Here is a 22813-nt window from a genome sequence, read left to right as displayed (position 1 = left end):
GCCGGACGGCGGCGAACGCCCCGCCGACCGGCCCGTCGAGCCGCCGGGAGGAATACGCAGCGCGGTTGAACGTTCCGCCGGACGCAGCGGCCTAAACAGGCAGCGTCCCTTCGGAACCCGGAACATGAGCGCAGCGCCACCGCCACCCCCCGTCCTGCCCGCCGACCTGTGCTACGTCGACGATCGCCAGCCGGGCATTCGCCGGCGCCGCCAGGGCAAGCGCTTCGTCTACTTCGACCCGGACGGCCAGCGCATCCGCGACGCCGAGCGGATCCATCGGCTGGACCAGCTGGCCATCCCGCCGGCCTACCGCGAAGTGTGGATCTGCCCGGACCCGGCCGGCCATCTCCAGGCCACCGGCCGCGACGCCCGCGGGCGCAAGCAGTACCGCTACCACCCGCGCTGGCGCGAAGTACGCGATGCCGACAAGTACGAGCGCCTGCTGCGCTTCGGCCAGGCGCTGCCGGGGCTGCGCCGGCACATCGACGCCCAGTTGCGCCTGCCCGGCCTCGGTCGCGACAAGGTGGTGGCCCTGGCGGTGGCGCTGCTCGACGCGACCCTGATCCGCGTCGGCAACCACCGCTACGCCCGCGACAACCGTTCCTATGGCCTGACCACGCTGCGTACCCGGCACGTCGACGTGAACGGCAGTCGCATCCGTTTCCGCTTCAAGGGCAAGAGCGGCATCGAGCACGACGTCAGCCTGGAGCATCCGCGCCTGGCGCGGGTCCTGCGGCGCTGCCTGGAACTGCCCGGGCAGGACCTGTTGCAGTACCTGGACGAGGACGGCCACCCCCACCGCATCGGCTCCCACGACATCAACGAGTACCTGCGCCGCCAGACCGGCGAGGACTTCAGCGCCAAGGACTACCGCACCTGGGCCGGCAGCGCCCTGGCGCTGGAGCGCCTGCGCCGGGCCGGGGCCGACGGGCTCGGCGCGGTGGTGGCGGAGGTCGCTGCCGAACTGGGCAACAGCGTGGCGATCTGCCGGCAATGCTACATCCATCCGGCGATCATCGAGGCCTACCAGGCCGGCCAATTGGGCCAGCTCAGGCGCGCCCGCAAGCGCCGCTGGCTGAGCGCCGAGGAAGCGACCCTGCTGGCCTTCCTCGACACCCCCGGCTGATCAGCTGCCCGGGTGCGGATCGATGCCGTGCCGGCGCAGCAGCCCGAGCAGGCGACCAATCTCGGTCTGGCAGGCTTCCAGTTCCTTGCGCAGGGTGTGTTCGCGGCGCTGCTGCTCCAGCTTCACCCGTTCGAGCTCGGCGTGCGCCTCGCGGCGGATCTGCCGCTCGCGCTCCTTGTCGGAATGCTCGGCGCCGAGGGCTTCCTCGGCCTTGCGCGCGCGGTACTCGCGCATCCGCTGGGCGGCCGACTTGGCCTTGCCGCTCGGCTTGGGCCCGGGTTTGCTGGCTTTCATGAAAGGCTCCATCTGCGTAACGTTACGCAATCAGAATAGCGTAACGTTACACAGATAGACAGGATCCATGCTTAGAGCGGCGGGGCCGAGCGCAGCATCACCGACTTCAGTGCGAAGGCCGACTTGATGCCAGCCACGCCGGGAATGCAGGTCAGGGTATTGGTGAGGAACGCCTGGTAGGCGGCGAGATCCTTGACCACCACCCGCAGCATGTAGTCCGCATCGCCGGTCATCTGGAAACAGCTCATGACCTGCGGCGCATCGACGATGCGTTCCTCGAAGCGGGCGAGGTAGTCGCCGGTCTGCTTTTCCAGGGACACCGAGACGAACACGCTCATGGCCCCGGACAGGCGTTCCTCGTCGAGCCGGGCGAAGTAGCCCTGGATGTAGTGTTCCTCCTCCAGGCGGCGTACCCGGCGCAGCGTCGGCGTCAGCGAGAGGCCGATTCTCTGCGCGAGATCGCGCCAGCTCAGGCGGCCGTCGTCGGCCAGGGCGCGGAGGATTTTCAGGTCGATGCGGTCGAGTTCGGCCATGGTTCGTTGTTTCTCTTGTTAGTGATTCTTGTAGTTCAAACAACCCAATACTGTCGGAATACCTTAGTCAATTTGGAGCAAAAAACTAGCACCCGAGGCCTATACTGAAATTACAAAAACAAAACCCGAGGGCTTCACCATGAGTGACGTCACCCAGTACGACCGCGCCTGCCGTACCCCGGCATGCCTGCAACCCGCCCCCACCCACGGGCCGGGAACCCGCCATCCGCCCAGTCCGCCGCTTCGAGCGCCGTTCGCCCGTTTCTGATCTCTCCAACCGTTTGGCCCGGACCGGGCCGGAGGCCTGTCATGAGTGATTACGAGCCGTTGCGTCTGCATGTCCCGGAGCCCACCGGGCGTCCTGGCTGCAAGACCGACTTTTCCTATCTGCACCTGTCCCCCGCCGGCGAAGTGCGCAAGCCGCCGGTGGACGTCGAACCCGCCGAGACCAGCGACCTGGCCTACAGCCTGGTTCGCGTGCTCGACGACGACGGCAACGCCGTCGGCCCGTGGAATCCGCAATTGAGCGACGAACAGTTGCTGCGCGGCATGCGGGCGATGCTCAAGACCCGCATCTTCGATGCGCGCATGCTCACCGCGCAGCGCCAGAAGAAGCTTTCCTTCTATATGCAGTGCCTCGGCGAGGAAGCCATCGCCACCGCCCATACCCTGGCCCTGCGCGACGGCGACATGTGCTTCCCGACCTATCGCCAGCAGGGCATCCTGGTCACCCGCGAGTACCCGCTGGTGGACATGATCTGCCAGCTCCTCTCCAACGAGGCCGACCCGCTCAAGGGCCGCCAGCTACCGATCATGTACTCGAGCAAGGAGGCCGGTTTCTTCTCCATCTCCGGCAACCTCGCCACCCAGTTCATCCAGGCGGTCGGCTGGGGCATGGCCTCGGCGATCAAGGGCGATACGCGCATCGCCTCGGCCTGGATCGGCGACGGTGCCACCGCCGAGTCGGACTTCCACACCGCCCTGACCTTCGCCCATGTCTACCGCGCGCCGGTGATCCTCAACGTGGTCAACAACCAGTGGGCGATCTCCACCTTCCAGGCCATCGCCGGCGGCGAAGGCACCACCTTCGCCAACCGTGGCGTGGGCTGCGGGATCGCCTCGCTGCGGGTCGACGGCAACGACTTCCTGGCGGTCTACGCCGCCTCCGAATGGGCCGCCGAGCGCGCCCGGCGCAACCTCGGGCCGACCCTGATCGAGTGGGTCACCTACCGTGCCGGCCCGCACTCGACCTCGGACGACCCGTCCAAGTACCGCCCCGCCGACGACTGGACCAACTTCCCGCTGGGCGACCCGATCGCCCGCCTGAAACGGCACATGATCGGCCTCGGCATCTGGTCGAAGGAACAGCACGAAGCCACCCACAAGGCCCTCGAAGCCGAAGTGCTGGCCGCGCAGAAACAGGCGGAGAGCCACGGCACCCTGATCGATGGCCGGGTGCCGAGCGCCGCCAGTATGTTCGAGGACGTCTATGCAGAACTGCCGGAGCACCTGCGCCGGCAACGCCAGGAGCTCGGGGTATGAATGCCATGAATCCGCAACACGAGAACGCCCAGACGGTCACCAGCATGACCATGATCCAGGCGCTGCGCTCGGCGATGGACATCATGCTCGAGCGCGACGACGACGTGGTGGTGTTCGGCCAGGACGTCGGCTACTTCGGCGGCGTGTTCCGCTGCACCGAAGGCCTGCAGAAGAAATACGGCACCTCGCGGGTGTTCGATGCGCCGATCTCCGAGAGCGGCATCATCGGCGCCGCGGTCGGCATGGGCGCCTACGGCCTGCGCCCGGTGGTGGAGATCCAGTTCGCCGACTACGTCTATCCGGCTTCCGACCAGCTGATCTCCGAGGCCGCGCGCCTGCGCTACCGCTCGGCCGGCGACTTCGTTGTGCCGATGACCGTGCGCATGCCCTGCGGCGGCGGCATCTACGGCGGGCAGACGCACAGCCAGAGCCCGGAGGCGATGTTCACCCAGGTCTGCGGCCTGCGCACGGTGATGCCATCCAACCCCTACGACGCCAAGGGCCTGCTGATCGCCTGCATCGAGAACGACGACCCGGTGATCTTCCTCGAGCCCAAGCGCCTCTACAACGGCCCGTTCGATGGCCACCACGACCGTCCGGTGACGCCCTGGTCCAAGCATCCGGCCAGCCAGGTGCCGGACGGCTACTACAAGGTGCCGCTGGACAAGGCGGCGATCGTCCGCCCCGGCGCGGCGCTGACCGTGCTGACCTACGGCACCATGGTCTACGTGGCCCAGGCCGCGGCCGATGAGACCGGCCTCGACGCCGAGATCATCGACCTGCGCAGCCTCTGGCCGCTGGACCTGGAAACCATCGTCGCCTCGGTGAAGAAGACCGGCCGCTGCGTGATCGCCCACGAGGCGACCCGCACCTGCGGTTTCGGCGCCGAGCTGATGTCGCTGGTGCAGGAGCACTGCTTCCACCACCTGGAGGCACCGATCGAGCGCGTCACCGGTTGGGACACCCCCTACCCGCATGCCCAGGAGTGGGCGTATTTCCCCGGCCCCGCGCGCGTCGGCGCGGCATTCAAGCGTGTGATGGAGGTCTGAATGGGTACCCATGTGATCAAGATGCCGGACATCGGGGAAGGCATCGCCGAGGTCGAACTGGTGGAATGGCATGTCCAGGTCGGCGACTCGGTCAATGAAGACCAGGTTCTCGCCGAGGTGATGACCGACAAGGCCACGGTGGAGATCCCCTCGCCGGTGGCCGGACGCATTCTCGCCCTCGGCGGCCAGCCGGGCCAGGTGATGGCGGTGGGCGGCGAACTGATCCGCCTGGAAGTGGAAGGCGCCGGCAACCTCGCCGACAGTCCGGCCGCGGCGGCGCCGGCGACGCCTGTCGCGGCCGCTCCCGAGCACCCCAGGGAGGCCCCGGCCGCCCCGGCGAAACCCGCCGTCGAGGCACCGCGCGCGTTCCGCGACAGCGAGGCGCCGACGCAACGGCGCCAGCCCGGCGAACGTCCGCTGGCCTCCCCCGCGGTGCGCCAGCGCGCCCGCGACCTCGGCATCGAGTTGCAGTTCGTACAGGGACGCGGTCCGGCCGGACGCATCCTCCACGAGGACCTCGACGCCTACCTGACCCAGGATGGCAACGCCAGCCGCGGCGGCGCCTCGCCTGGCTACGCCGAGCGCCACGACGAACAGGCGGTGCCGGTGATCGGGCTGCGTCGCAAGATCGCCCAGAAGATGCAGGACGCCAAGCGACGCATCCCGCATTTCAGCTATGTCGAGGAAATCGACGTCACCGACCTGGAGGCCCTGCGCGCCCATCTCAACCAGAAATGGGGCGGCCAGCGCGGCAAGCTGACCCTGCTGCCGTTCCTGGTCCGCGCCATGGTCGTGGCGCTGCGTGAGTTCCCGCAACTGAACGCGCGCTACGACGACGAGGCCGAGGTGGTCACCCGCTACGGCGCGGTGCACGTCGGCATCGCCACCCAGAGCGACAACGGCCTGATGGTGCCGGTGCTGCGCCACGCCGAATCGCGCGACCTCTGGGGCAACGCCAGCGAAGTGGCGCGCCTGGCCGAAGCCGCGCGCAGCGGCAAGGCACAACGCCAGGAACTGTCCGGCTCGACCATCACCCTGAGCAGCCTCGGCGCGCTCGGCGGGATCGTCAGCACGCCGGTGATCAACCATCCGGAGGTGGCCATCGTCGGCGTCAACCGCATCGTCGAGCGCCCGATGGTGGTCGGCGGCAACATCGTCGTGCGCAAGATGATGAACCTCTCCTCCTCCTTCGACCACCGGGTGGTCGACGGGATGGACGCGGCGGCCTTCATCCAGGCCGTGCGCGGCCTGCTCGAACATCCCGCCACCCTGTTCCTGGAGTAAGCGATGAGCCAGACCCTGAAGACTACCCTGCTGATCGTCGGCGGCGGTCCCGGCGGCTACGTCGCGGCGATCCGTGCCGGGCAGTTGGGCATTCCCACCGTGCTGGTGGAGGGCGCCGCCCTCGGCGGCACCTGCCTGAACGTCGGCTGCATCCCGTCGAAGGCGCTGATCCACGCCGCCGAGGAATACCTCAAGGCCCGCCACTATGCCGGCCAGTCGGCGCTGGGCATCCAGGTACAGGCGCCGAGCATCGACATCGCCCGCACCGTGGAGTGGAAGGACGCCATCGTCGACCGTCTCACCAGCGGCGTTGCCGCGCTGCTGAAGAAGCACGGGGTCACTGTCGTCCAGGGCTGGGCAAGAATCCTCGACGGCAAGAGCGTGGCGGTCGAACTGGCCGGCGGCGGCAGCCAGCGCATCGACTGCGAGCACCTGCTGCTGGCCGCCGGCTCGCAGAGCGTCGAGCTGCCGAGCCTGCCGCTGGGCGGCAAGGTGATCTCCTCCACCGAGGCGCTGGCGCCCGGCAGCCTGCCCGGGCGCCTGGTGGTGGTCGGCGGCGGCTACATCGGCCTGGAGCTGGGTACCGCCTACCGCAAGCTCGGCGTCGAGGTCGCGGTGGTGGAGGCGCAACCGCGCATCCTGCCGGGCTACGACGAGGAACTGACCAAGCCGGTGGCCCAGGCCCTGCGCAAGCTGGGCGTCGAGCTGTATCTCGGGCACAGCCTGCTGGGCCCGGGCGAGAATGGCGTACGGGTCCGCGACGGCGCCGGCGAGGAGCGCGAGATCGCCGCCGACCAGGTGCTGGTGGCGGTCGGCCGCAGACCGCGCAGCGAAGGCTGGAACCTGGAAAGCCTGGGCCTGGACATGAACGGCCGGGCGGTGAAGGTCGACGACCAGTGCCGCACCTCGATGCGCAATGTCTGGGCCATCGGCGACCTCGCCGGCGAGCCGATGCTGGCGCACCGGGCCATGGCCCAGGGCGAGATGGTCGCCGAGCTGATCGCCGGCAGGCGCCGCCAGTTCGCCCCGCTGGCGATCCCGGCGGTGTGCTTCACCGATCCGGAAGTGGTGGTCGCCGGGCTGTCCCCCGAGCAGGCGAAGGATGCCGGGCTGGACTGCCTGGTGGCGAGCTTCCCGTTCGCCGCCAACGGCCGCGCCATGACCCTGGAGGCCAACGAAGGCTTCGTCCGCGTGGTGGCGCGCCGCGACAACCATCTGGTCGTCGGCTGGCAGGCGGTGGGCAAGGCGGTCTCGGAGCTGTCCACGGCCTTCGCCCAGTCGCTGGAGATGGGCGCCCGCCTGGAAGACATCGCCGGCACCATCCACGCCCACCCGACCCTCGGCGAAGCGGTCCAGGAAGCCGCCCTGCGCGCGCTGGGGCACGCCCTGCACATCTGATTCCCGCGAACCTCGGTAGCCGGCCAACCACCGGCGCACATTACCCCCCTTGCCCGTCGGGCAAGGGGGCTTTTTCGTGGCCGCGAACCGGGTCATCGGCAGGCCTCATCGCCCTGCGCGATCCTCCGTCCCCTCACTCCGTCTCCAGCAACCCGTGCCGCAGGCTCCCCGCCGCCAGGCGCTGGCGGACGTCCTCGTCGATCCGCGGGTCGTCCGGGCGATACAGCCGCACCTGGCGGTAGGCGTTGATCCGGTTGATTTCCGCACCGAGGTACTCCCAGACCACCCGGCTGCACGCCGGGGTCCGCCGGTCGCCGCTGGAAACGCCCATCTTCAGGCCGTTCAGGCGGGTGATGCGACTCTTGAAACTGGGAATGAGGATGGTCTGGCTCATCTCGTTGAGGGTCAGCGATTCGTAGTCGATCAGGAACACCCGGTCCTGCAACTGGAAGGCCGCGCCGAGATAGCGGCAGCGTGCCCACTCCTCCGCCTGCACGTCGGTACTGCTGGTGCGTTCCTGGCGTTCCTGGCGCTCGAAGAGGAACACGCCGTCCTCCTCGTAGAGATGCACCAGCGAGAGCAGGATGCTGCCCGGCACCGACATGCAGTTGGCGTATTCGAAGTAGTAGCCGCAGTAGCGGCCCAGGTCGCCGGCCTCGGCGCGCAGCGGTTCTAGCAGACGCAACAGCGGATCGTTGCTGGACTGGCGCGGCTGGAGGTTGGCGCGCGCGCCGATCAGGCGGGCGAACTGCTCGGGCGGCAGGCCCAGCTCGTAGTCCTCGACGCCGAAGAAATCGCCGATCCGCTTGCGGTTGTAGGGCGTCGGCTGGCTCTGGCCGCTGAGGTACTTGTTGAATTGCGCGCGATTGATCGCCAATTGCCGGCAAACCTCGGAGATCGAGCGGTAATGGCTGCACAGCAGCTTGAGATTGGCGCTCAGGTGCTCGGACATCGGTGGCTCCGAAGATGATGCGATCGATGCGATTCTAGCATCAGGTCGCATCAAGCAGGAGCAACCCGCGAAATTGTAACCAGGTGCGTCATGGCCAACCATGCGCCGCGCAGCAAGGCGCTGCCGCAGTGCACGCCGGTACCAGAATAAGAACCGAGGTAGACCTCCATGCTTGAAATGCTCAACGATTTTCTCTCCGGAAAAGTCCTCATCGTCCTGATCGTCGGCCTGGGTGCCTACTTCACGATCCGTTCGCGCTTCGTCCAGTTCCGCCACTTCGGCCACATGTTCGGCGTGTTCCGCGAATCACTGCGCGGCCAGGCCGGCCAGCTCAGTTCGTTCCAGGCCCTGATGCTGAGCCTCGCCGGCCGGGTCGGCGCCGGCAATATCGCCGGGGTCGGCATCGCCGTGACCCTCGGCGGTCCGGGCGCGGTGTTCTGGATGTGGGTGACCGCGCTGGTCGGCATGTCCAGCAGCTTCTTCGAGTGCACCCTGGCCCAGGTCTACAAGCGCAGCGACGGCGACGGGCTGTATCGCGGCGGCCCCTCCTACTACATCCAGTACGGCCTGAAGCTGCGCTCGATGGCGGTGGTCTTCGCGATCCTGCTGCTGATCACCTACGGCTTCGCCTTCAACGGCCTGCAGTCCTACACCGTCACCCACTCGCTGCAGAACGCCTTCGGCTTCGCCCCGCAGCACACCGGGATCGCCCTGGCGGTGCTGCTCGGCGTGGTCTTCATCGGCGGCATCAAGCGCATCGCCGCGGTCTCCGACCTGCTGGTACCGATCAAGACCCTGGCCTACATCGGCGTCACCCTGTACGTCATCGCCAGCCAGATCGAGCACGTCCCGGCGATGCTGGAAACCATCGTCAAGAGCGCCTTCGGCCTCGACCCGGCGTTCGCCGGCCTGCTCGGCAGCGCCATCGTGATGGGCGTCAAGCGCGGCGTGTTCGCCAACGAGGCCGGCCTGGGCAGCGCGCCGAACGTCGCCGCGGTCGCCGCCGTGCGCCATCCGGCGGCGCAGGGCGTGGTCCAGGCCTTCAGCGTGTTCCTCGACACCTTCGTGATCTGTACCTGCACCGCCCTGCTGATCCTGCTCTCGGGCTTCTACACCCCGGGCTTCGAGGGCGACGGCATCGTCCTTACCCAGAACTCCCTGGCGGCGGTGGTCGGCGACTGGGGCCGGGTGTTCGTCAGCGTGGCCCTGTCGCTGTTCGTCTTCACCTGCATCCTCTACAACTTCTACCTGGGCGAGAACAGCCTGCAGTTCCTCAGCCGCAACCGCCTGGTGCTGATCGGCTACCGCGCGCTGGTGCTGGCCCTGGTGGTCTGGGGCTCGGTGCAGGACCTGTCGACCGTGTTCGCCTTCGCCGACATCACCATGACCTGCCTGGCCTTCGTCAACCTGATGGCCCTGGCCCTGCTGTTCAAGGTCGGCCTGCGGGTGATGCGCGACTACGACGTGCAGCGTCGCGCCGGTATCAGGCAACCGGTGTTCGACTCGGCGCAGTTCGCCGACCTCGACCTGGACCGCGAAGCCTGGCCCGCCGGCCAGCGCGCCGAAAGCCCGACGCAAGCGGGCACCGAGCCGCTGCCCAGCGGCAACCGCTGAGTCCGGCCGGGCGCCCTCCCCCTGGAGCGGCGCCTGCGCGACAATGGGGCATCTCTTCGCACATCCGTTGCGAAGAGGCCCGACACAAGGATTACGGATGCTCCCAGTCAAGAACCTCTTCGTGCTCTACACCGGCGGCACCATCGGCATGCTGGAAACCCCCCGGGGCCTGGCCCCGGCCGGCGGTTTCGAAACCCGCATGCGCGACCACCTGCGCACCCTCGGCGACGCCCCGGACCTGCGCTGGCGCTTCGCCGAACTGCAACCGCCGCTGGACAGCGCCAACATGAGCCAGGGCAACTGGCTGGCGATGCGCGACGCCATCGTCGCCGCGCTCGACGCCGGCCACGACGGCGTGCTCCTCCTGCACGGCACCGATACCCTGGCCTACAGCGCCGCGGCGCTGTCCTTCCTGCTGCTCGACCTGCCGGTCCCGGTGCTGCTGACCGGTTCCATGCTGCCGGCCGGCGCCCCGGGCAGCGACGCCTGGGACAATCTGGTCGGCGCCCTGCGGGTACTCCAGGCGGGCCATGCGCGCGGCGTGCAGGTCTATTTCAACGATGCCCTGCTGCACGGCGCACGGGTCAGCAAGCTGCGCAGCGATGCGTTCGACGCCTTCGCCGAACTGCCGCGACCACGCCAAGCCGAACATGCGCCGGTACCCGCCACCCTCGGCTACCGCCAGCCGCGCCGGGAAGTGAACCTCGCCGTGCTGCCGCTCTATCCAGGGCTGCGCGCCGCGCATCTGCGCGGGTTGCTCGACAGCGGCGTGGAAGCGCTGCTGCTGGAATGCTATGGCAGCGGCACCGGCCCGTCCGACGACGAGGAACTGCTGGCGGCCCTGCGCGAGGCCCACGCCCGTGGCGTGCTGCTCGCCGCCGTCAGCCAGTGCGCCTACGGCGCGGTCGAGTTCGGAGTCTACGCCGCCGGCAGCCGCCTGCGCGACGCCGGCCTGGTCTCGGCCGGCGGGATGACCCGCGAGGCGGCCCTCGGCAAGCTGTTCGGCCTGCTCGGCGCCGGCCTCGGACGCGACGACGCGCAACGCTGGTTCGCCCTCGACCTGTGCGGCGAGAACGCCGACTGATTCCCCAGCGGCCGCCCGGTGGCGGCCGCTTCCTTCCGCCCTCCCCGCGATACGCGACAACGCCCACGGTCCGCCCGTGTCCGGCGCTCATCGTCAAGCTTCAGCGAACAGTGTTTCCGGCCTTCCGCGGTTTATCCGCCGCCAGCGAATCCACAGGATGTCGGCTTCCGCCGCCGGCCACGCCGGCGTCCGCCCACAAGGAGGAAACACCTGCATGTACGCCATCGCCGAAGACACCCTTCCCGCACGCGTATTGAAAGAACTGCTGCTCTATCGCCGCCGTTACCCCGAGCATCGCCAGAGCGCCAGCGAAGCGGACGAGATCCGCCGCATCGAACAGGTCCAGTTGCCGCGCATCGCCGCCTTCATCGAAGCCGGCGAGCCCATCGAATTCGTCCTGCCGGCGTTTCCGGCCAAGTCGCCGAACCCCGGCAAGGTCCTCGACAGCCGTCCGGACATGGCCGAGCGCCTCTCGCTGTCGTTCCTCAACCACCTGTGCCAGCGCATCCAGCTGTTCTATGCGCCAGGCGCGAAGATCACCGTCTGCTCCGACGGCCGGGTGTTCGGCGACCTGGTGAGGATCGGCGATGCGCACATCAGCGCCTACCAGGATGCCTTGCGCCTGATGATCGAGGAGATCGGCGCCACCCATATCGGCGTGTTCAACCTGGAGGACGTGCGCGCCTTCGAGGCCCAGCGCGACGACCACGAGCAGCTCCGCCAGTTGCTGATCGACGGCTACGCCGAGCCGCTGGAAAGCATCCGCGAGACCCTGCTGGCCAGCGAAGAAGGCCTGCTGCTGTACCGCGCCATCACCCGTTTCCTCTACGAGGACGGCCTGACCCCCGACTACCAGGGTTCGAAGACCGCCCTGCAACGCGACGCCAAGGAGCGCGCCTACGGGGTGATCCAGCGCAGCTGGGCCTGGGGCGCGCTGCTGGCCGACCAGTTCCCCCGCGCGATCCGCCTGTCCATCCACCCGCAGCCGGCGGACAGCCTGAAGTTCGGCATCCACATGATGCCGACCCGCGACGACTGGCTGACGCCCTGGCACGGCGTGGCGGTGAACACCGAGGACCGCTTCGTGCTGATGAAGCGCAGCGAGGTGCTGGAAATGGGCGGCGAACTGGTGCAGATCAACGGCCAGCCCAGTCACTACCGCCTGCCGGCCAGGGCCGCCCGGCGCGCCGCCGTGGCCTGAGTCCGAGGAGCCAGACGATGAACGCCTATGTCAGCGATCAACCGGTACGTCTCTCGCCGCTGCGCGACGAACAGGGCAAGCAGCCGCGCTTCGGCCTGCTGCTGGAGCCGGGCCGTCCCGGCATGCACGTCGGCGAGCTGCCGGCACAGTGGCTCAAGGGCCTGGCGCGCAGCCACCACCTGCTGCTCCTGCGCGGCTTCGCCGCCTTCGCCGACGCCGAGAGCCTGACCCGCTACTGCCACGACTTCGGCGAAGTCATGCGGTGGCCGTTCGGCGCGGTGCTCGAGCTGGTGGAGCAGGAAGGCGCCGAGGACCACATCTTCGCCAACAACTACGTGCCGCTGCACTGGGATGGCATGTATCTGGAGACGGTGCCGGAATTCCAGGTGTTCCACTGTGTCGACGCGCCCGGCGACAGCGACGGTGGCCGCACCACCTTCAGCTCGACCCCGGCGGCGCTGCAACTGGCCGACAGTAGCGAGCTGGAACTCTGGCGCCGCGCCAGCGGCCGGTACCAGCGCAGCGCGGCGCACTACAGCAGCCGCTCGGCCGCGCCGATCATCGAGCGCCACCCGCGCCGCGAGTTTCCCATCCTGCGTTTCTGCGAACCGCCGGTAGAGGGCGACGCCAGCTTCATCAACCCCTCCGAGTTCCACTACGACGGCATCGCCCCGGAACAGCGCGGCGAACTGCTCGCCAGCCTGCGCCGCTGCCTGTACCACCCAGAGGCGCACTACGCCCACCGCTGGCGCAGCGACGACCTGGTGATCGCCGACAACCTGACCCTGCTGCACGGTCGCGAGGCCTTCGCCCACCGCGCGCCGCGCCACCTGCGGCGGGTGCATATCCACGCCGAGCCGGCGCTGCGCAACCCGCACCTGCAGCGCGACTGACCGCCCCGCCGGCCGTGCGCGCCACGGCCGGCGTCCCGACAAGGAACCAGCATGAGCCATTCCGTCCCCAACGCGCTGATGACCGGCGCCGACTATCTCGACAGCCTGCGCGACGGCCGCCAGGTCTACCTCAACGGCGAGCGGGTCGCCGACGTCACCCGGCACAGGGCGTTCCGCAATGCCTGCCGGAGCATCGCCGGGCTCTACGACGCCCTCCACGGCGAGCAGCGCGACGTCCTCACCCGGGTCGATGCCCAGGGCCGCCGCAGCCACCGCTTCTTCACCCCTGCGCAGAACGCCGAGGACCTGCTCGGCGCGCGCGAGGCGATCGGCTGCTGGTCGCGCATGACCTACGGCTTCATGGGGCGTACCCCGGACTACAAGGCGGCGTTCATGTCCGGGCTGGAGGCCGGCGCCGGCTTCTACGGCGACTACCGGCAGAACGCCTGCGCCTGGCACCGCGCCTTCGCCGACCGCGGGCTGTTCCTCAACCATGCGATCATCAATCCGCCGCTGGACCGCAGCAAGGCGATCCACGAGATGCGCGACGTGTTCGTCCACGTCGAACGCGAGACCGACCAGGGCATCGTCGTCAGCGGGGCGAAGATGCTCGCCACCGGCAGTGCCATCACCAATGCCACCTTCGTCGCCCCGGTGGCCTCGGCGCAGATGGAAGCCGGCAAGGCCGAGGACTTCGCCCTGGTGTTCTTCGCCCGCCTGGACAACCCCGGCCTGCGCCTGATGTGCCGGCCATCCTACGAGGAGCGCGCGAGCAGTCCCTTCGACTATCCGCTGTCCAGCCGCTTCGACGAGAACGACAGCGTGCTGCTGTTCGACAAGGCGCTGATTCCCTGGGAAGACGTCCTGGTCTACCGCGACCTGCGCCGCGCCACCGGCTTCTATGCCGAGTCGGGCTTCGCCAACCTGTACAACTTCCAGTCCGGCATCCGCCTCGGGGTGAAGCTGGAGCTGATGATCGGCCTGCTTTCCCTCGGCGTGCGCGCCAATGGCACCCAGGGCTTCCGCGGGATCCAGGCGGCCCTCGGTGAGCTGATCGCCCTGCAGCACCTGCTGCAGGCGCTGACCACCGCCATGGCCCGCGACCCGGAGCGCAACGCCGCCGGTTCGGCGGTGCCGCGCCTGGAGTACGCCAATGCCCTGCGCATCCAGGTGCCGCAGATCTGGAAGCGTGTCCGCGAGTTGCTGGAAAACGCCCTCGGCGGCGCCCCGCTGGTCACCGTCTCGGCCGCCGCCGACCTGCGCGACGGCGAGGCGCGGCGGCTGGTGGACAGCTACTACCGCGGCGCCGAACTGGAGCCGGAGCAGCGCCTGAAGCTGTTCAAGCTGATCTGGGACGCCACCGGCAGCGAGTTCGGCGCGCGCCATGCGGTCTATGAGAGCCATTACTCCGGCAATGCCGAGCAGATCCGCCTCGACTCGCTGGCCTGGGCCAACCGTCGCGGGCACCTGGCCGACTGCGAGGCGATGGTCCGGCGCTGCATGGCCGACTACGACATCCATGGCTGGCTACGGGGGCCCTGGCAGCATGACTGAGCGCAAACGCTGGCTGGCCGGCTGCCTGTCGGCCCTGGTTTCCCTGCCGCTGGCCGCCGCCGTGCCGGGCCCGGACGCCCCCGCCGACCTGGCGCGCGGCAAGGCGATGGCGCAGAAGATGTGCTCGCGCTGCCACGACGACGACGGCAACGGCGGGCCGCGGCCGAACCGCAGCTACCCGAAGCTCGCCGGGCTCGACCGGGAATACCTGTACAAGCAGATCTACGACCTCAAGACCCAGCGCCGGCGCAACCCGGCCACCAACGGCCGCGGCGAGGAGCTGAGCGCGGCGGACGTGGTCAACGTCTCCGCCTGGTTCGCCGCCCAGCGCATGAGCGCCGGCGAGCAGACCCTGGCCGACCCGGCGCAACGCGAACGCGGCCGGCAGCTCTTCGAGAACGGCCTGGCGCAGCGCGGCGTACCGCCCTGCGTCACCTGCCACGGGCGCGCCGCCCGGGGCCTGGCGGCGCTGAAGGCGCCGCGCCTGGCCGGGCAATGGGCGGAGTACCTGGCGACCCAGCTGCAGCGTTTCCGCGACGGCCAGCGCGGTAACAGCCAGACCATGCGCGTGGTCGCCGACGGCCTGGAGGATAACGACATCCAGGCGCTCGCCGGCTACCTGGGCAGCCTGGGGCCGCAGGGCGAATAACGCCCTACAGCCCCCAGGCATGGATGCCCAGCCTCATTCGCCCTGCGCCAGGCGGAACGGCTCGCGGCCGAGATGCTCGCGCAGCGACTCGATGAACGCCCTGACCCGCACCGGCATGTAGCGCGCCGAGGGATACAGGGCATAGATGCCGCCCTGCGGCAGCCGCCAGTCGGGCAACAGATGGACCAGCCGCCCGCGGGCCAGCTCGCGGGCCACGAGGAAGCTCGGCAGCACGCTGACCCCGGCACCGTCGAGGACCAGGCGGTACACCGCCAGGGTATTGTTCGCCAGCAGGCGGCCGCGGGTCTGCACCGTGGCGCGCTCGCGCTGGCGCTCGAAAGTCCAGTTCCAGGGGGTGCTCAGGCGGGTATGGCCGATCCACTCGCAACGCTCCAGATCGCATGGCTGGCGCAGCGGCGGCAGGCCGGCGAGGTATTCCGGCGTGGCCACCGCGACCTGCTGGAAATCGCAGAGCTTGCTGGCGTGCAGCCCGGAGTCACGCGGCCAGCCGATACGCACGGCGAGATCGATACGCTGGCCGACCAGGTCGCTGAACTGGTCGTCGGCGAGCATCTCCACCTGGACCTTGGGAAACTGCCGGATGAACGCCGCGGAAACGCTGCTGATATGCCATTTGACGAAGTCCTGCGGCGCGGTGATGCGCAGCCGGCCGCTGGGTTCGCCCTGCAGGTCGCGGACATCGGAGAGCGCCCCGTCGAGTTCGCCGAGCATGCGCTGGGCTACGCCGAACAGCAGTTCGCCGCGATCGGTGAGGGTCATGCGCCGGGTGGTGCGGGTCAGCAGCTGGATCCCGAGGTCGGCCTCCAGACGCCGCAACTGCTCGCTGAGCAGTGATTTCGACAGGCCGAGCGCCTCCGCCGCGGCGGTGAAGCTGTTGTGCTCGGCGATGGCGACGAAGGCATACAAGTGATTCAGGTTCAGATGATTCAATCGCTCCAGGGCGGCGCTCATCCTGTCATTCCTTAGCCGGGAAGTGGGGCCGGACGGGTCTGTCGACGCAGCATCCTGCGGCGGCGGACGGCGATATTCGGCAGGGCCCCGCGACGATGGGTAAGCGTGATGACGAAACCGGGTGGTCAGGTGGTCGATACGGACCGCCACAGCGCCATAAGTTTCACCGCCGCACCTTCGTCTTCCGATAAATGAGAACTGCTTCAGACGGTCGGTCGGGTAGACATCGGTGGTCGAACTTCGGCACACGCCTGGCCGATTGATCACGTCCTACCGACAAATCGCTCCTCAAGTAGTTTCTTAAGTATTAAGCAAACTTTCTTTTTATTTATGGAGATATGGCACATTCATGTCATTCGACATTAATAATTGAATCCGATCACTCCAGGTTATTATTCGTTTTTCATGAACAACATCAGCGCTCGCCTTGCTGACTTCACGGAGGTCGTACATTTTTCCCGTTGACGGACAAGCCGCTTCTGGTGTTTTCTGAAACCGGTTTCAGACCCCTGGCATCCGCTGGTGCGGACCAGCCGGACACACCAATAAGAACAGCACCAAGAGGTACCAGGTCCGTGAATGGTTCAATACTGCCCAGCCGTGGCCGCGCCACCATCAACCAGGTGGCCGAGGCCGCCGGCGTCTCCAAGGCCAGCGTGTCGCGCTATATCGGCGGCGACCGCCAGCTTCTCGCGGATGCCACCGCCGAGCGCATCGAGCGTGCCATCGACCAGCTCGACTATCGCCCCAACCAGATGGCCCGAGGCCTCAAGCGCGGCCGCACGCGGCTGGTCGGAATGCTGGTGGCGGACATCCTCAACCCCTACTCCGTGGCCGTCATGCATGGCGTGGAAACCGCCTGCCGCGAGCACGGCTACAGCCTGGTGGTGTGCAATACCGACCGCGACGACGAGCAGGAGCGCCATCACCTGGCCGCCCTGCAGTCCTACAACGTCGAAGGACTGATCGTGAACACCCTCGGCCACCACCCGGGCGAGCTGCGCGCCCTGCACCAGCACCTGCCGATGGTGCTGGTGGACCGTCAGCTGGCCGAGCTGGACACCGACCTGGTCGGCCTGGACAACGCCGACGCCGTCGAACAGGCCCTGGACCACCTGCAACAGCGCGGCTTCCGCGACATCCTGCTGGTCACCGAACCGCTCGACGGCACCAGTTCGCGGATCGAGCGGGTGCAGGCCTTCAACGCCTCCATCGGTCGCCGGCCGGCGCTCAAGGGCCAGGTCCTGCAGACCGACGACTTCTTCCGCGACGGCCTGCGCGCCTTCCTCGCCGCCAGCGGCCCGGGGCCGAAGGCGCTGTTCAGCTGCAACGGCGTCGCCACCCTGTGCGCCACCCGCCAGTTGCGCGACCTCGGTTGCCGGCTGTTCGACGAGGTCGGCCTGCTGGCCCTCGACGAACTCGACTGGTACCCGCTGGTGGGCAGCGGCATCACCGCCCTCGCCCAACCCACCGACGAAATCGGCCGCACCGCCTTCGAGCGTCTCCTGGCGCGACTCGAGGGCGACCGCGAGCCGGCGCGCCGGGTGACCTTCCCGGCACAACTGATCGTTCGCGGCTCGACCCATCCACGCGGTTAGCGGCCTGCCACCGACGCGTTGCCGGCGGCCTTCGCTCGGCCTGAAATGAAACCGGTTTCAGAGGAATGCCAATGTCCCTTCATCCCGTCTCCATCAGTCTTTCCAGCTACGGCGCGGATCTCGTCCGCAGTCGCGGCCAGGCCAGCTTCCTGCCCCTGCTGGCGATGGCCGGCGCGCGGCGCGTGGAACTGCGCGAGGAACTCTTCGCCGGCCCGCCGGATACCGAGGCGCTGACCACCGCCATCCAGTTGCAAGGACTGGAATGCGTGTTCTCCTCGCCCCTGGAGCTGTGGCGCGAGGACGGCCAGTTGCACCCCGAACTGGAGCCGACCCTGCGTCGCGCCGAAGCCTGCGGGGCCGGCTGGCTCAAGGTCTCGCTCGGTCATCTGCCGGAGCAGCCCGACCTCGCCGCCCTTGGCCGACGCCTGGCGCGGCACCCGCTGCAACTGCTGGTGGAAAACGACCAGACGTCCCAGGGCGGCCGGATCGAGGTGCTGGAGCGCTTCTTCCGCCTCGCCGAACGCCAGCAACTGAACCTGGCGATGACCTTCGACATCGGCAACTGGCGCTGGCAGGAACAGGCGGTGGACGACGCCGCCCTGCGCCTGGGCCGCTACGTCGGCTACGTGCACTGCAAGGCGGTGATCCGCAACCGCGACGGCAAGCTGGTCGCGGTGCCGCCGTCGGCCGCCGACCTGCAGTACTGGCAGCGCCTGTTCCAGCATTTCCCGGAGGGCGCCGCGCGGGCCATTGAATACCCGCTGCTGGGCGACGACCTGCTCAGTCTCAGTCGTCGGCACATCGCCGCCCTCGCCCGCCTCGGGCACATCCAGGAGGAACGCCAGCATGGCTGACTTCGAGATCCTCTGCTTCGGCGAGACCATGGCCATGTTCGTCGCCGAACAGCCCGGCGAACTGCACCGGGTCGAGCAGTTCAGCAAGCGCATCGCCGGCGCCGACAGCAACGTCGCCATCGGCCTCGCCCGCCTCGGCTTCGCGGTGGCCTGGCTGAGCCGGGTCGGCGACGACTCGCTCGGCCGCTTCGTACTCGACAGCCTGACCCGCGAGGGCCTCGACTGCCGCTTCGTCGAGGTCGACGCGCAAGCGCCCACCGGATTCCAGATGAAGTCCCGCGAAGTCGATGGCACCGACCCGCGGGTCGAGTACTTCCGCCGCGGCTCGGCGGCCAGCCGGCTGGGCCTCGCCCACCTCCGCGAAGAAATGCTCGGCGCCCGCCACCTGCACGCCACCGGCATTCCGCCGGCACTCTCGGCGAGTGCCTGCGAACTGTCCCACGAACTGATGCGGCGCATGCGCGACAACGGTGCCAGCCTGTCCTTCGACCCCAACCTGCGGCCCTCGCTGTGGCCCGGCGAGCGCCGCATGATCGCCGAGGTCAACGCCCTCGCCGCGCGCGCCCACTGGGTCCTGCCGGGCCTGGAGGAAGGCCGCCTGCTCAGCGGCTGGCAGGAACCGGCGGATATCGCCGCGTTCTACCTGGACATGGGCGTCGACGCGGTGGCGATCAAGCTCGGTCCGAGCGGCGCCTACTATCGCGACGCCCACGGTGAAGGGCTGGTTCCCGGCGTGCCGGTGGCGACCGTGGTGGACACCGTCGGCGCCGGCGACGGCTTCGCGGTCGGGCTGGTCAGCGCGCTGCTGGAAGGCCTGCCGCTGCCCGACGCGGTGGCCCGCGGCAACTGGATCGGCAGCCGCGCGGTGCAGGTCCGCGGCGACATGGAGGGGCTGCCGGAACGCAGCCAGCTGCTCGACCGCGAGCGCCGCAGGAGCGCCTGAACCCGCCGCCCACGCGGCACCTGTTGCGACAAGAACAAGACAAGCTCAGGAGATACCCGACCATGACCATGCCTCGCCTCGCCAGCAGCCGCTGGTGGTACATCATGCCGATCGTTTTCGTCACCTACAGCCTGGCCTACCTGGACCGCGCCAACTACGGCTTCGCCGCCGCCTCCGGGATGGCCGACGACCTGCGGATCACCCCCGGGCTGTCCTCGCTGCTGGGGGCGCTGTTCTTCCTCGGCTACTTCTTCTTCCAGGTGCCGGGGGCGATCTACGCGGAAAAGCGCAGCGTCAAGAAGCTGATTTTCGTCAGCCTGATCCTCTGGGGCGGGCTGGCCACCCTGACCGGAATGGTCGCCAACGTCTACCTGCTGATCGGCATCCGCTTCCTTCTCGGCGTGGTCGAGGCGGCGGTGATGCCGGCGATGCTGGTCTACCTCTGCCACTGGTTCACCCGCGCCGAGCGCTCGCGGGCGAACACCTTCCTGATCCTCGGCAACCCGGTGACCATCCTCTGGATGTCGGTGGTCTCCGGCTACCTGGTGGAGCATTTCAGCTGGCGCTGGATGTTCATCATCGAAGGCCTGCCAGCGGTGATCTGGGCTTTCATCTGGTGGCGCCTGGTGGATGACCGCCCGCGCCAGGCCGCCTGGCTCGGCGCCGCGGAAAAACGCGACCTGGAAGACGCCCTGGCCGCCGAGCAGCAGGGCATCAAGCCGGTGAAGAACTACCGCGAGGCGTTCCGTTCGCCAAAGGTCATCGTCCTCTCGCTGCAGTATTTCTGCTGGAGCATCGGCGTCTATGGCTTCGTCCTCTGGCTGCCGTCGATTCTCAAGCACGGCGCCAACATCGACATCGTCGAAGCCGGCTGGCTGTCGGCGCTGCCCTACCTGGCGGCGGTGATCGCCATGCTCGGGGTATCCTGGGCCTCGGACCGGATGCAGAAACGCAAGCGTTTCGTCTGGCCGCCGCTGCTGATCGCCTCCATCGCCTTCTACGGTTCCTACGCCCTGGGCAGCGAGCACTTCTGGCTGTCCTACGCCCTGCTGGTGCTAGCCGGGGCCTGCATGTACGCGCCCTACGGGCCATTCTTCGCGATCGTCCCGGAAGTCCTCCCGGCCAACGTCGCCGGCGGCGCCATGGCGCTGATCAACAGCATGGGCGCGCTGGGCTCGTTCTCCGGCTCCTGGCTGGTCGGCTACCTGAACGGCATCACCGGCGGGCCCGGGGCGTCCTATCTGTTCATGAGCGGCGCGCTGCTGCTGTCGGTGCTGCTCACCGTGTTCCTCAACCCGCACGCCGACAGGCGCGAGCCCGATGCCGGTCGTGCGCATCCCTCGCGGCGGGCGGCGCCGGCCCATCCCTGAGCGACTCCGGAGCATCCGATGAAGAAAGTGGTTCTCTACAAACGTCTCTCCACGCCCCTGATGGAGCGCCTGCGCGAGCGGGCCGAGGTGCTCCTGGTCGAGGAGCCCGGCCGCGACGGCCTAGCCCGCCTGCGCGACGCCCTGCCCGAGGCCCACGGCCTGCTCGGCGCGAGCTTGCGCCTGGACGCCGGGCTGCTCGACCTGGCGCCGCGACTGGAAGCCATCGCCAGTGTCTCGGTGGGCGTCGACAACTATGACATCGACTACCTCGACCGCCGCGGCATCCTCCTCAGCAATACCCCCGACGTGCTCACCGAGACCACCGCCGATACCGGCTTCGCCCTGATCCTGGCCACCGCCCGGCGGGTGGTGGAGCTGGCCGGCTGGGTGCGCGCCGGGGAATGGAAGAAGAGCATCGGCGCCGCCCAGTTCGGCACCGACGTGCATGGCAAGACCCTCGGTATCGTCGGCATGGGCCGCATCGGCGAGGCCCTGGCCCGGCGCGGGCACCACGGTTTCGGCATGCGTGTGCTGTACCACAGCCATAGCCCGAAGCCCCGGGTCGAGGAACGCTACGCGGCGAGCTACCGCTCCCTCGACGCGCTGCTCGAGGAATCCGACTTCGTCTGCCTGACCCTGCCGCTGACCGCCGCCACCGAAGGCCTGGTCGGTGCCGCGCAGTTCGCCCGGATGCGCCCGCAGGCGATCTTCATCAACATCTCCCGTGGCCGGGTGGTCGACGAGGCGGCCCTGATCGAGGCCCTGGACCAACGGCGGATCCGCGCCGCCGGTCTCGACGTGTTCGAGCGCGAGCCGCTGTCTCCCGACTCGCCGCTGCTACGCCTGCCGAACGTGGTGGCCACCCCGCACATCGGCTCGGCCACCGAGGAAACCCGCGAAGCCATGGCCCGCTGCGCGGTAGACAACCTGCTGGCCGCCCTCGCCGGCGAGCGGCCGCTGAACCTGGTCAATCCTTCGGCCTGGGCGCGACGCCAGCGCGCCTGAAGCGGTCGCCAGCGAGCGCGCCGGGCCGACACCCGGGGTGCCGTTCTGCTTCACTTGCCGTATTGGCCTGCCCTGAATCCTTGCTGAAACGTTTCTCCAACGTGACACATGAACTTATAATTAGCCTGCTAATCATTATCAGAAAGACGAAACCGTGATGATCCAGAGAGGACCCCACCATGCCCGATGACAAGGCCGTCAACGGCCGACGCGACTTCCTGCGCAAGACCCTGACCGTGATCCCGGCGGTGACCCTGGCCGGCTATGGCGTCGGCCATGCCATGCAGACTCCCGCCGCCGAGCGGGACAAACCCGGCGAACGCTACCAGCCTCGCTTCTTCACCAGCGCCGAATGGGCTTTCGTCAACGCCGCGGTGGCGCGCCTGATCCCCAGCGATGACAACGGCCCCGGCGCCATCGAGGCGGGGGTGCCGGAGTTCATCGACCGACAGATGGAAACCCCCTACGGGCACGGCGCACTCTGGTACATGCAGGGGCCGTTCGTCACCGACGCCGCGCCGGAGTTCGGCCATCAGTTGAAGCTGGTGCCACGCGACATCTACCGGGTCGGCATCGCCGCCCTGGAACGCTGGAGCAAGGCCAACCAGGGCAAGCCGTTCGCCGAGCTGGAGCCGTCGGCGCAGGACGACATCCTGCAGCGCCTGGAAGCCGGCCGGATCGACCTGCAGGACCTGCCGGCCACCCTGCTCTTCGGCCAGTTGCTGCAAAACACCCACGAAGGCTTCTTCTCCGATCCGCAGCACGGCGGCAATCGCGGCCTGGTGGGCTGGAAGCTGGTCGGTTTCCCCGGCGCCCGCGCCGACTTCATGGACTGGGCCGACCGCGGCGAGAAGTATCCCTTCCCGCCGGTGGCAATTTCCGGCGAGAGGGGCTGAAG

22 protein-coding genes are annotated in these 22813 nt (G+C 68.5%); 18 read left to right on the top strand and 4 right to left on the bottom strand.

Annotation, left to right across the window (positions count from 1 at the left end; translation table 11 throughout):
• Positions 1-124 precede the first annotated feature (124 nt).
• Positions 125-1126 carry a DNA topoisomerase IB gene (locus tag PSPA7_RS14270; protein ID WP_012075770.1) on the top strand — a complete coding sequence of 334 codons (1002 nt, stop codon included), beginning with the start codon at positions 125-127 and terminating at the stop codon, positions 1124-1126.
• Here PSPA7_RS14270 and PSPA7_RS14265 read toward each other — a convergent pair whose 3' ends face one another.
• Both PSPA7_RS14265 and PSPA7_RS14260 read right to left on the bottom strand, forming a co-directional pair.
• Positions 1127-1420 carry an inner centromere protein gene (locus tag PSPA7_RS14265; RefSeq protein WP_012075769.1) on the bottom strand — a complete coding sequence of 98 codons (294 nt, stop codon included), beginning with the start codon at positions 1418-1420 and terminating at the stop codon, positions 1127-1129. It lies immediately after the preceding gene.
• Positions 1421-1491: 71 nt separating this feature from the next.
• Positions 1492-1953, bottom strand: coding sequence for an Lrp/AsnC family transcriptional regulator (locus tag PSPA7_RS14260; RefSeq protein WP_003151882.1), 462 nt, complete (start codon positions 1951-1953; stop codon positions 1492-1494).
• A gap of 139 nt (positions 1954-2092) precedes the next feature.
• Between PSPA7_RS14260 and PSPA7_RS32825 the strand changes: the two genes are divergently transcribed.
• The 5 genes from PSPA7_RS32825 to lpdA are packed head-to-tail and all read left to right on the top strand — an operon-like array spanning position 2093 to position 7226.
• Positions 2093-2221 carry a hypothetical protein gene (locus PSPA7_RS32825; protein WP_255286380.1) on the top strand — a complete coding sequence of 43 codons (129 nt, stop codon included), beginning with the start codon at positions 2093-2095 and terminating at the stop codon, positions 2219-2221.
• A gap of 41 nt (positions 2222-2262) precedes the next feature.
• Positions 2263-3495 carry a 3-methyl-2-oxobutanoate dehydrogenase (2-methylpropanoyl-transferring) subunit alpha gene (locus tag PSPA7_RS14255; RefSeq protein WP_012075767.1) on the top strand — a complete coding sequence of 411 codons (1233 nt, stop codon included), beginning with the start codon at positions 2263-2265 and terminating at the stop codon, positions 3493-3495.
• Positions 3492-4544, top strand: coding sequence for an alpha-ketoacid dehydrogenase subunit beta (locus PSPA7_RS14250; protein ID WP_012075766.1), 1053 nt, complete (start codon positions 3492-3494; stop codon positions 4542-4544). The genes PSPA7_RS14255 and PSPA7_RS14250 overlap by 4 nt, the downstream gene beginning before the upstream one ends.
• Positions 4545-5828 carry a dihydrolipoamide acetyltransferase family protein gene (locus tag PSPA7_RS14245; protein WP_012075765.1) on the top strand — a complete coding sequence of 428 codons (1284 nt, stop codon included), beginning with the start codon at positions 4545-4547 and terminating at the stop codon, positions 5826-5828.
• A gap of 3 nt (positions 5829-5831) precedes the next feature.
• A complete protein-coding gene (lpdA, locus tag PSPA7_RS14240) occupies positions 5832-7226 on the top strand; it encodes a dihydrolipoyl dehydrogenase (RefSeq protein WP_012075764.1) in 1395 nt (464 codons plus the stop codon).
• A 133-nt stretch (positions 7227-7359) separates the two neighbouring features.
• Here lpdA and PSPA7_RS14235 read toward each other — a convergent pair whose 3' ends face one another.
• Positions 7360-8178, bottom strand: a complete 819-nt coding sequence (locus PSPA7_RS14235; RefSeq protein WP_003157512.1) for a Cro/Cl family transcriptional regulator — start codon at positions 8176-8178, stop codon at positions 7360-7362.
• Between the two features lie 168 nt (positions 8179-8346).
• Between PSPA7_RS14235 and PSPA7_RS14230 the strand changes: the two genes are divergently transcribed.
• The 6 genes from PSPA7_RS14230 (at position 8347) to pvcD (ending at position 15173) form a co-directional block, all read left to right on the top strand.
• Positions 8347-9792, top strand: a complete 1446-nt coding sequence (locus PSPA7_RS14230; protein ID WP_012075763.1) for an alanine/glycine:cation symporter family protein — start codon at positions 8347-8349, stop codon at positions 9790-9792.
• A gap of 97 nt (positions 9793-9889) precedes the next feature.
• A complete protein-coding gene (locus PSPA7_RS14225; RefSeq protein WP_012075762.1) occupies positions 9890-10876 on the top strand; it encodes an asparaginase in 987 nt (328 codons plus the stop codon).
• Positions 10877-11090: 214 nt separating this feature from the next.
• Positions 11091-12077, top strand: coding sequence for a paerucumarin biosynthesis protein PvcA (pvcA, locus tag PSPA7_RS14220; protein ID WP_012075761.1), 987 nt, complete (start codon positions 11091-11093; stop codon positions 12075-12077).
• A gap of 17 nt (positions 12078-12094) precedes the next feature.
• Complete coding sequence (gene pvcB, locus PSPA7_RS14215; protein ID WP_012075760.1) at positions 12095-12970, top strand: paerucumarin biosynthesis oxygenase PvcB; 876 nt, start codon at positions 12095-12097, stop codon at positions 12968-12970.
• Between the two features lie 51 nt (positions 12971-13021).
• The gene (pvcC, locus tag PSPA7_RS14210) at positions 13022-14524 is read left to right on the top strand and encodes a paerucumarin biosynthesis protein PvcC (protein WP_012075759.1); all 1503 of its coding nucleotides are present in this window, start codon (positions 13022-13024) and stop codon (positions 14522-14524) included.
• Positions 14517-15173: a paerucumarin biosynthesis heme-binding protein PvcD gene (pvcD, locus tag PSPA7_RS14205; protein WP_012075758.1), complete on the top strand. Its 657-nt coding sequence runs from the start codon at positions 14517-14519 to the stop codon at positions 15171-15173. The genes pvcC and pvcD overlap by 8 nt, the downstream gene beginning before the upstream one ends.
• A gap of 33 nt (positions 15174-15206) precedes the next feature.
• On the opposite strand, the gene ptxR is transcribed toward pvcD, so the two are convergent.
• The gene (ptxR, locus tag PSPA7_RS14200; RefSeq protein WP_012075757.1) at positions 15207-16145 is read right to left on the bottom strand and encodes an HTH-type transcriptional regulator PtxR; all 939 of its coding nucleotides are present in this window, start codon (positions 16143-16145) and stop codon (positions 15207-15209) included.
• A 575-nt stretch (positions 16146-16720) separates the two neighbouring features.
• Between ptxR and ptxS the strand changes: the two genes are divergently transcribed.
• From ptxS to PSPA7_RS14170, 6 genes are all read left to right on the top strand, one after another.
• Positions 16721-17743: a transcriptional regulator PtxS gene (gene ptxS / locus PSPA7_RS14195; RefSeq protein ID WP_012075755.1), complete on the top strand. Its 1023-nt coding sequence runs from the start codon at positions 16721-16723 to the stop codon at positions 17741-17743.
• A 71-nt stretch (positions 17744-17814) separates the two neighbouring features.
• Complete coding sequence (locus PSPA7_RS14190; protein WP_012075754.1) at positions 17815-18597, top strand: sugar phosphate isomerase/epimerase family protein; 783 nt, start codon at positions 17815-17817, stop codon at positions 18595-18597.
• Positions 18590-19540 (top strand): sugar kinase, encoded by a 951-nt coding sequence (locus PSPA7_RS14185; protein ID WP_012075753.1) that lies wholly within the window; start codon positions 18590-18592, stop codon positions 19538-19540. The genes PSPA7_RS14190 and PSPA7_RS14185 overlap by 8 nt, the downstream gene beginning before the upstream one ends.
• A gap of 62 nt (positions 19541-19602) precedes the next feature.
• Entirely contained in the window at positions 19603-20910 is a 1308-nt protein-coding gene (locus PSPA7_RS14180) for an MFS transporter (protein WP_012075752.1), read from the top strand.
• Between the two features lie 18 nt (positions 20911-20928).
• Entirely contained in the window at positions 20929-21915 is a 987-nt protein-coding gene (locus tag PSPA7_RS14175; RefSeq protein ID WP_012075751.1) for a 2-hydroxyacid dehydrogenase, read from the top strand.
• Positions 21916-22094: 179 nt separating this feature from the next.
• Positions 22095-22811 (top strand): gluconate 2-dehydrogenase subunit 3 family protein, encoded by a 717-nt coding sequence (locus PSPA7_RS14170; RefSeq protein WP_003157914.1) that lies wholly within the window; start codon positions 22095-22097, stop codon positions 22809-22811.
• The last annotated feature ends 2 nt before the right edge of the window (positions 22812-22813 follow it).

Origin of the sequence: Pseudomonas paraeruginosa PA7, assembly GCF_000017205.1 — a bacterium.
Lineage (GTDB): Bacteria > Pseudomonadota > Gammaproteobacteria > Pseudomonadales > Pseudomonadaceae > Pseudomonas > Pseudomonas paraeruginosa.
This window is presented reverse-complemented; position numbering and strand designations above follow the sequence as displayed.

Coding starts and splice junctions, on each gene's coding strand:
- PSPA7_RS14270 (WP_012075770.1), top strand. CDS start 125: ATGAGCGCAGCGCCACCGCCACCCCCCGTCCTGCCCGCCGACCTGTGC.
- PSPA7_RS14265 (WP_012075769.1), bottom strand. CDS start 1,420: ATGAAAGCCAGCAAACCCGGGCCCAAGCCGAGCGGCAAGGCCAAGTCG.
- PSPA7_RS14260 (WP_003151882.1), bottom strand. CDS start 1,953: ATGGCCGAACTCGACCGCATCGACCTGAAAATCCTCCGCGCCCTGGCC.
- PSPA7_RS32825 (WP_255286380.1), top strand. CDS start 2,093: ATGAGTGACGTCACCCAGTACGACCGCGCCTGCCGTACCCCGGCATGC.
- PSPA7_RS14255 (WP_012075767.1), top strand. CDS start 2,263: ATGAGTGATTACGAGCCGTTGCGTCTGCATGTCCCGGAGCCCACCGGG.
- PSPA7_RS14250 (WP_012075766.1), top strand. CDS start 3,492: ATGAATGCCATGAATCCGCAACACGAGAACGCCCAGACGGTCACCAGC.
- PSPA7_RS14245 (WP_012075765.1), top strand. CDS start 4,545: ATGGGTACCCATGTGATCAAGATGCCGGACATCGGGGAAGGCATCGCC.
- lpdA (WP_012075764.1), top strand. CDS start 5,832: ATGAGCCAGACCCTGAAGACTACCCTGCTGATCGTCGGCGGCGGTCCC.
- PSPA7_RS14235 (WP_003157512.1), bottom strand. CDS start 8,178: ATGTCCGAGCACCTGAGCGCCAATCTCAAGCTGCTGTGCAGCCATTAC.
- PSPA7_RS14230 (WP_012075763.1), top strand. CDS start 8,347: ATGCTTGAAATGCTCAACGATTTTCTCTCCGGAAAAGTCCTCATCGTC.
- PSPA7_RS14225 (WP_012075762.1), top strand. CDS start 9,890: ATGCTCCCAGTCAAGAACCTCTTCGTGCTCTACACCGGCGGCACCATC.
- pvcA (WP_012075761.1), top strand. CDS start 11,091: ATGTACGCCATCGCCGAAGACACCCTTCCCGCACGCGTATTGAAAGAA.
- pvcB (WP_012075760.1), top strand. CDS start 12,095: ATGAACGCCTATGTCAGCGATCAACCGGTACGTCTCTCGCCGCTGCGC.
- pvcC (WP_012075759.1), top strand. CDS start 13,022: ATGAGCCATTCCGTCCCCAACGCGCTGATGACCGGCGCCGACTATCTC.
- pvcD (WP_012075758.1), top strand. CDS start 14,517: ATGACTGAGCGCAAACGCTGGCTGGCCGGCTGCCTGTCGGCCCTGGTT.
- ptxR (WP_012075757.1), bottom strand. CDS start 16,145: ATGAGCGCCGCCCTGGAGCGATTGAATCATCTGAACCTGAATCACTTG.
- PSPA7_RS14190 (WP_012075754.1), top strand. CDS start 17,815: ATGTCCCTTCATCCCGTCTCCATCAGTCTTTCCAGCTACGGCGCGGAT.
- PSPA7_RS14185 (WP_012075753.1), top strand. CDS start 18,590: ATGGCTGACTTCGAGATCCTCTGCTTCGGCGAGACCATGGCCATGTTC.
- PSPA7_RS14180 (WP_012075752.1), top strand. CDS start 19,603: ATGACCATGCCTCGCCTCGCCAGCAGCCGCTGGTGGTACATCATGCCG.
- PSPA7_RS14175 (WP_012075751.1), top strand. CDS start 20,929: ATGAAGAAAGTGGTTCTCTACAAACGTCTCTCCACGCCCCTGATGGAG.
- PSPA7_RS14170 (WP_003157914.1), top strand. CDS start 22,095: ATGCCCGATGACAAGGCCGTCAACGGCCGACGCGACTTCCTGCGCAAG.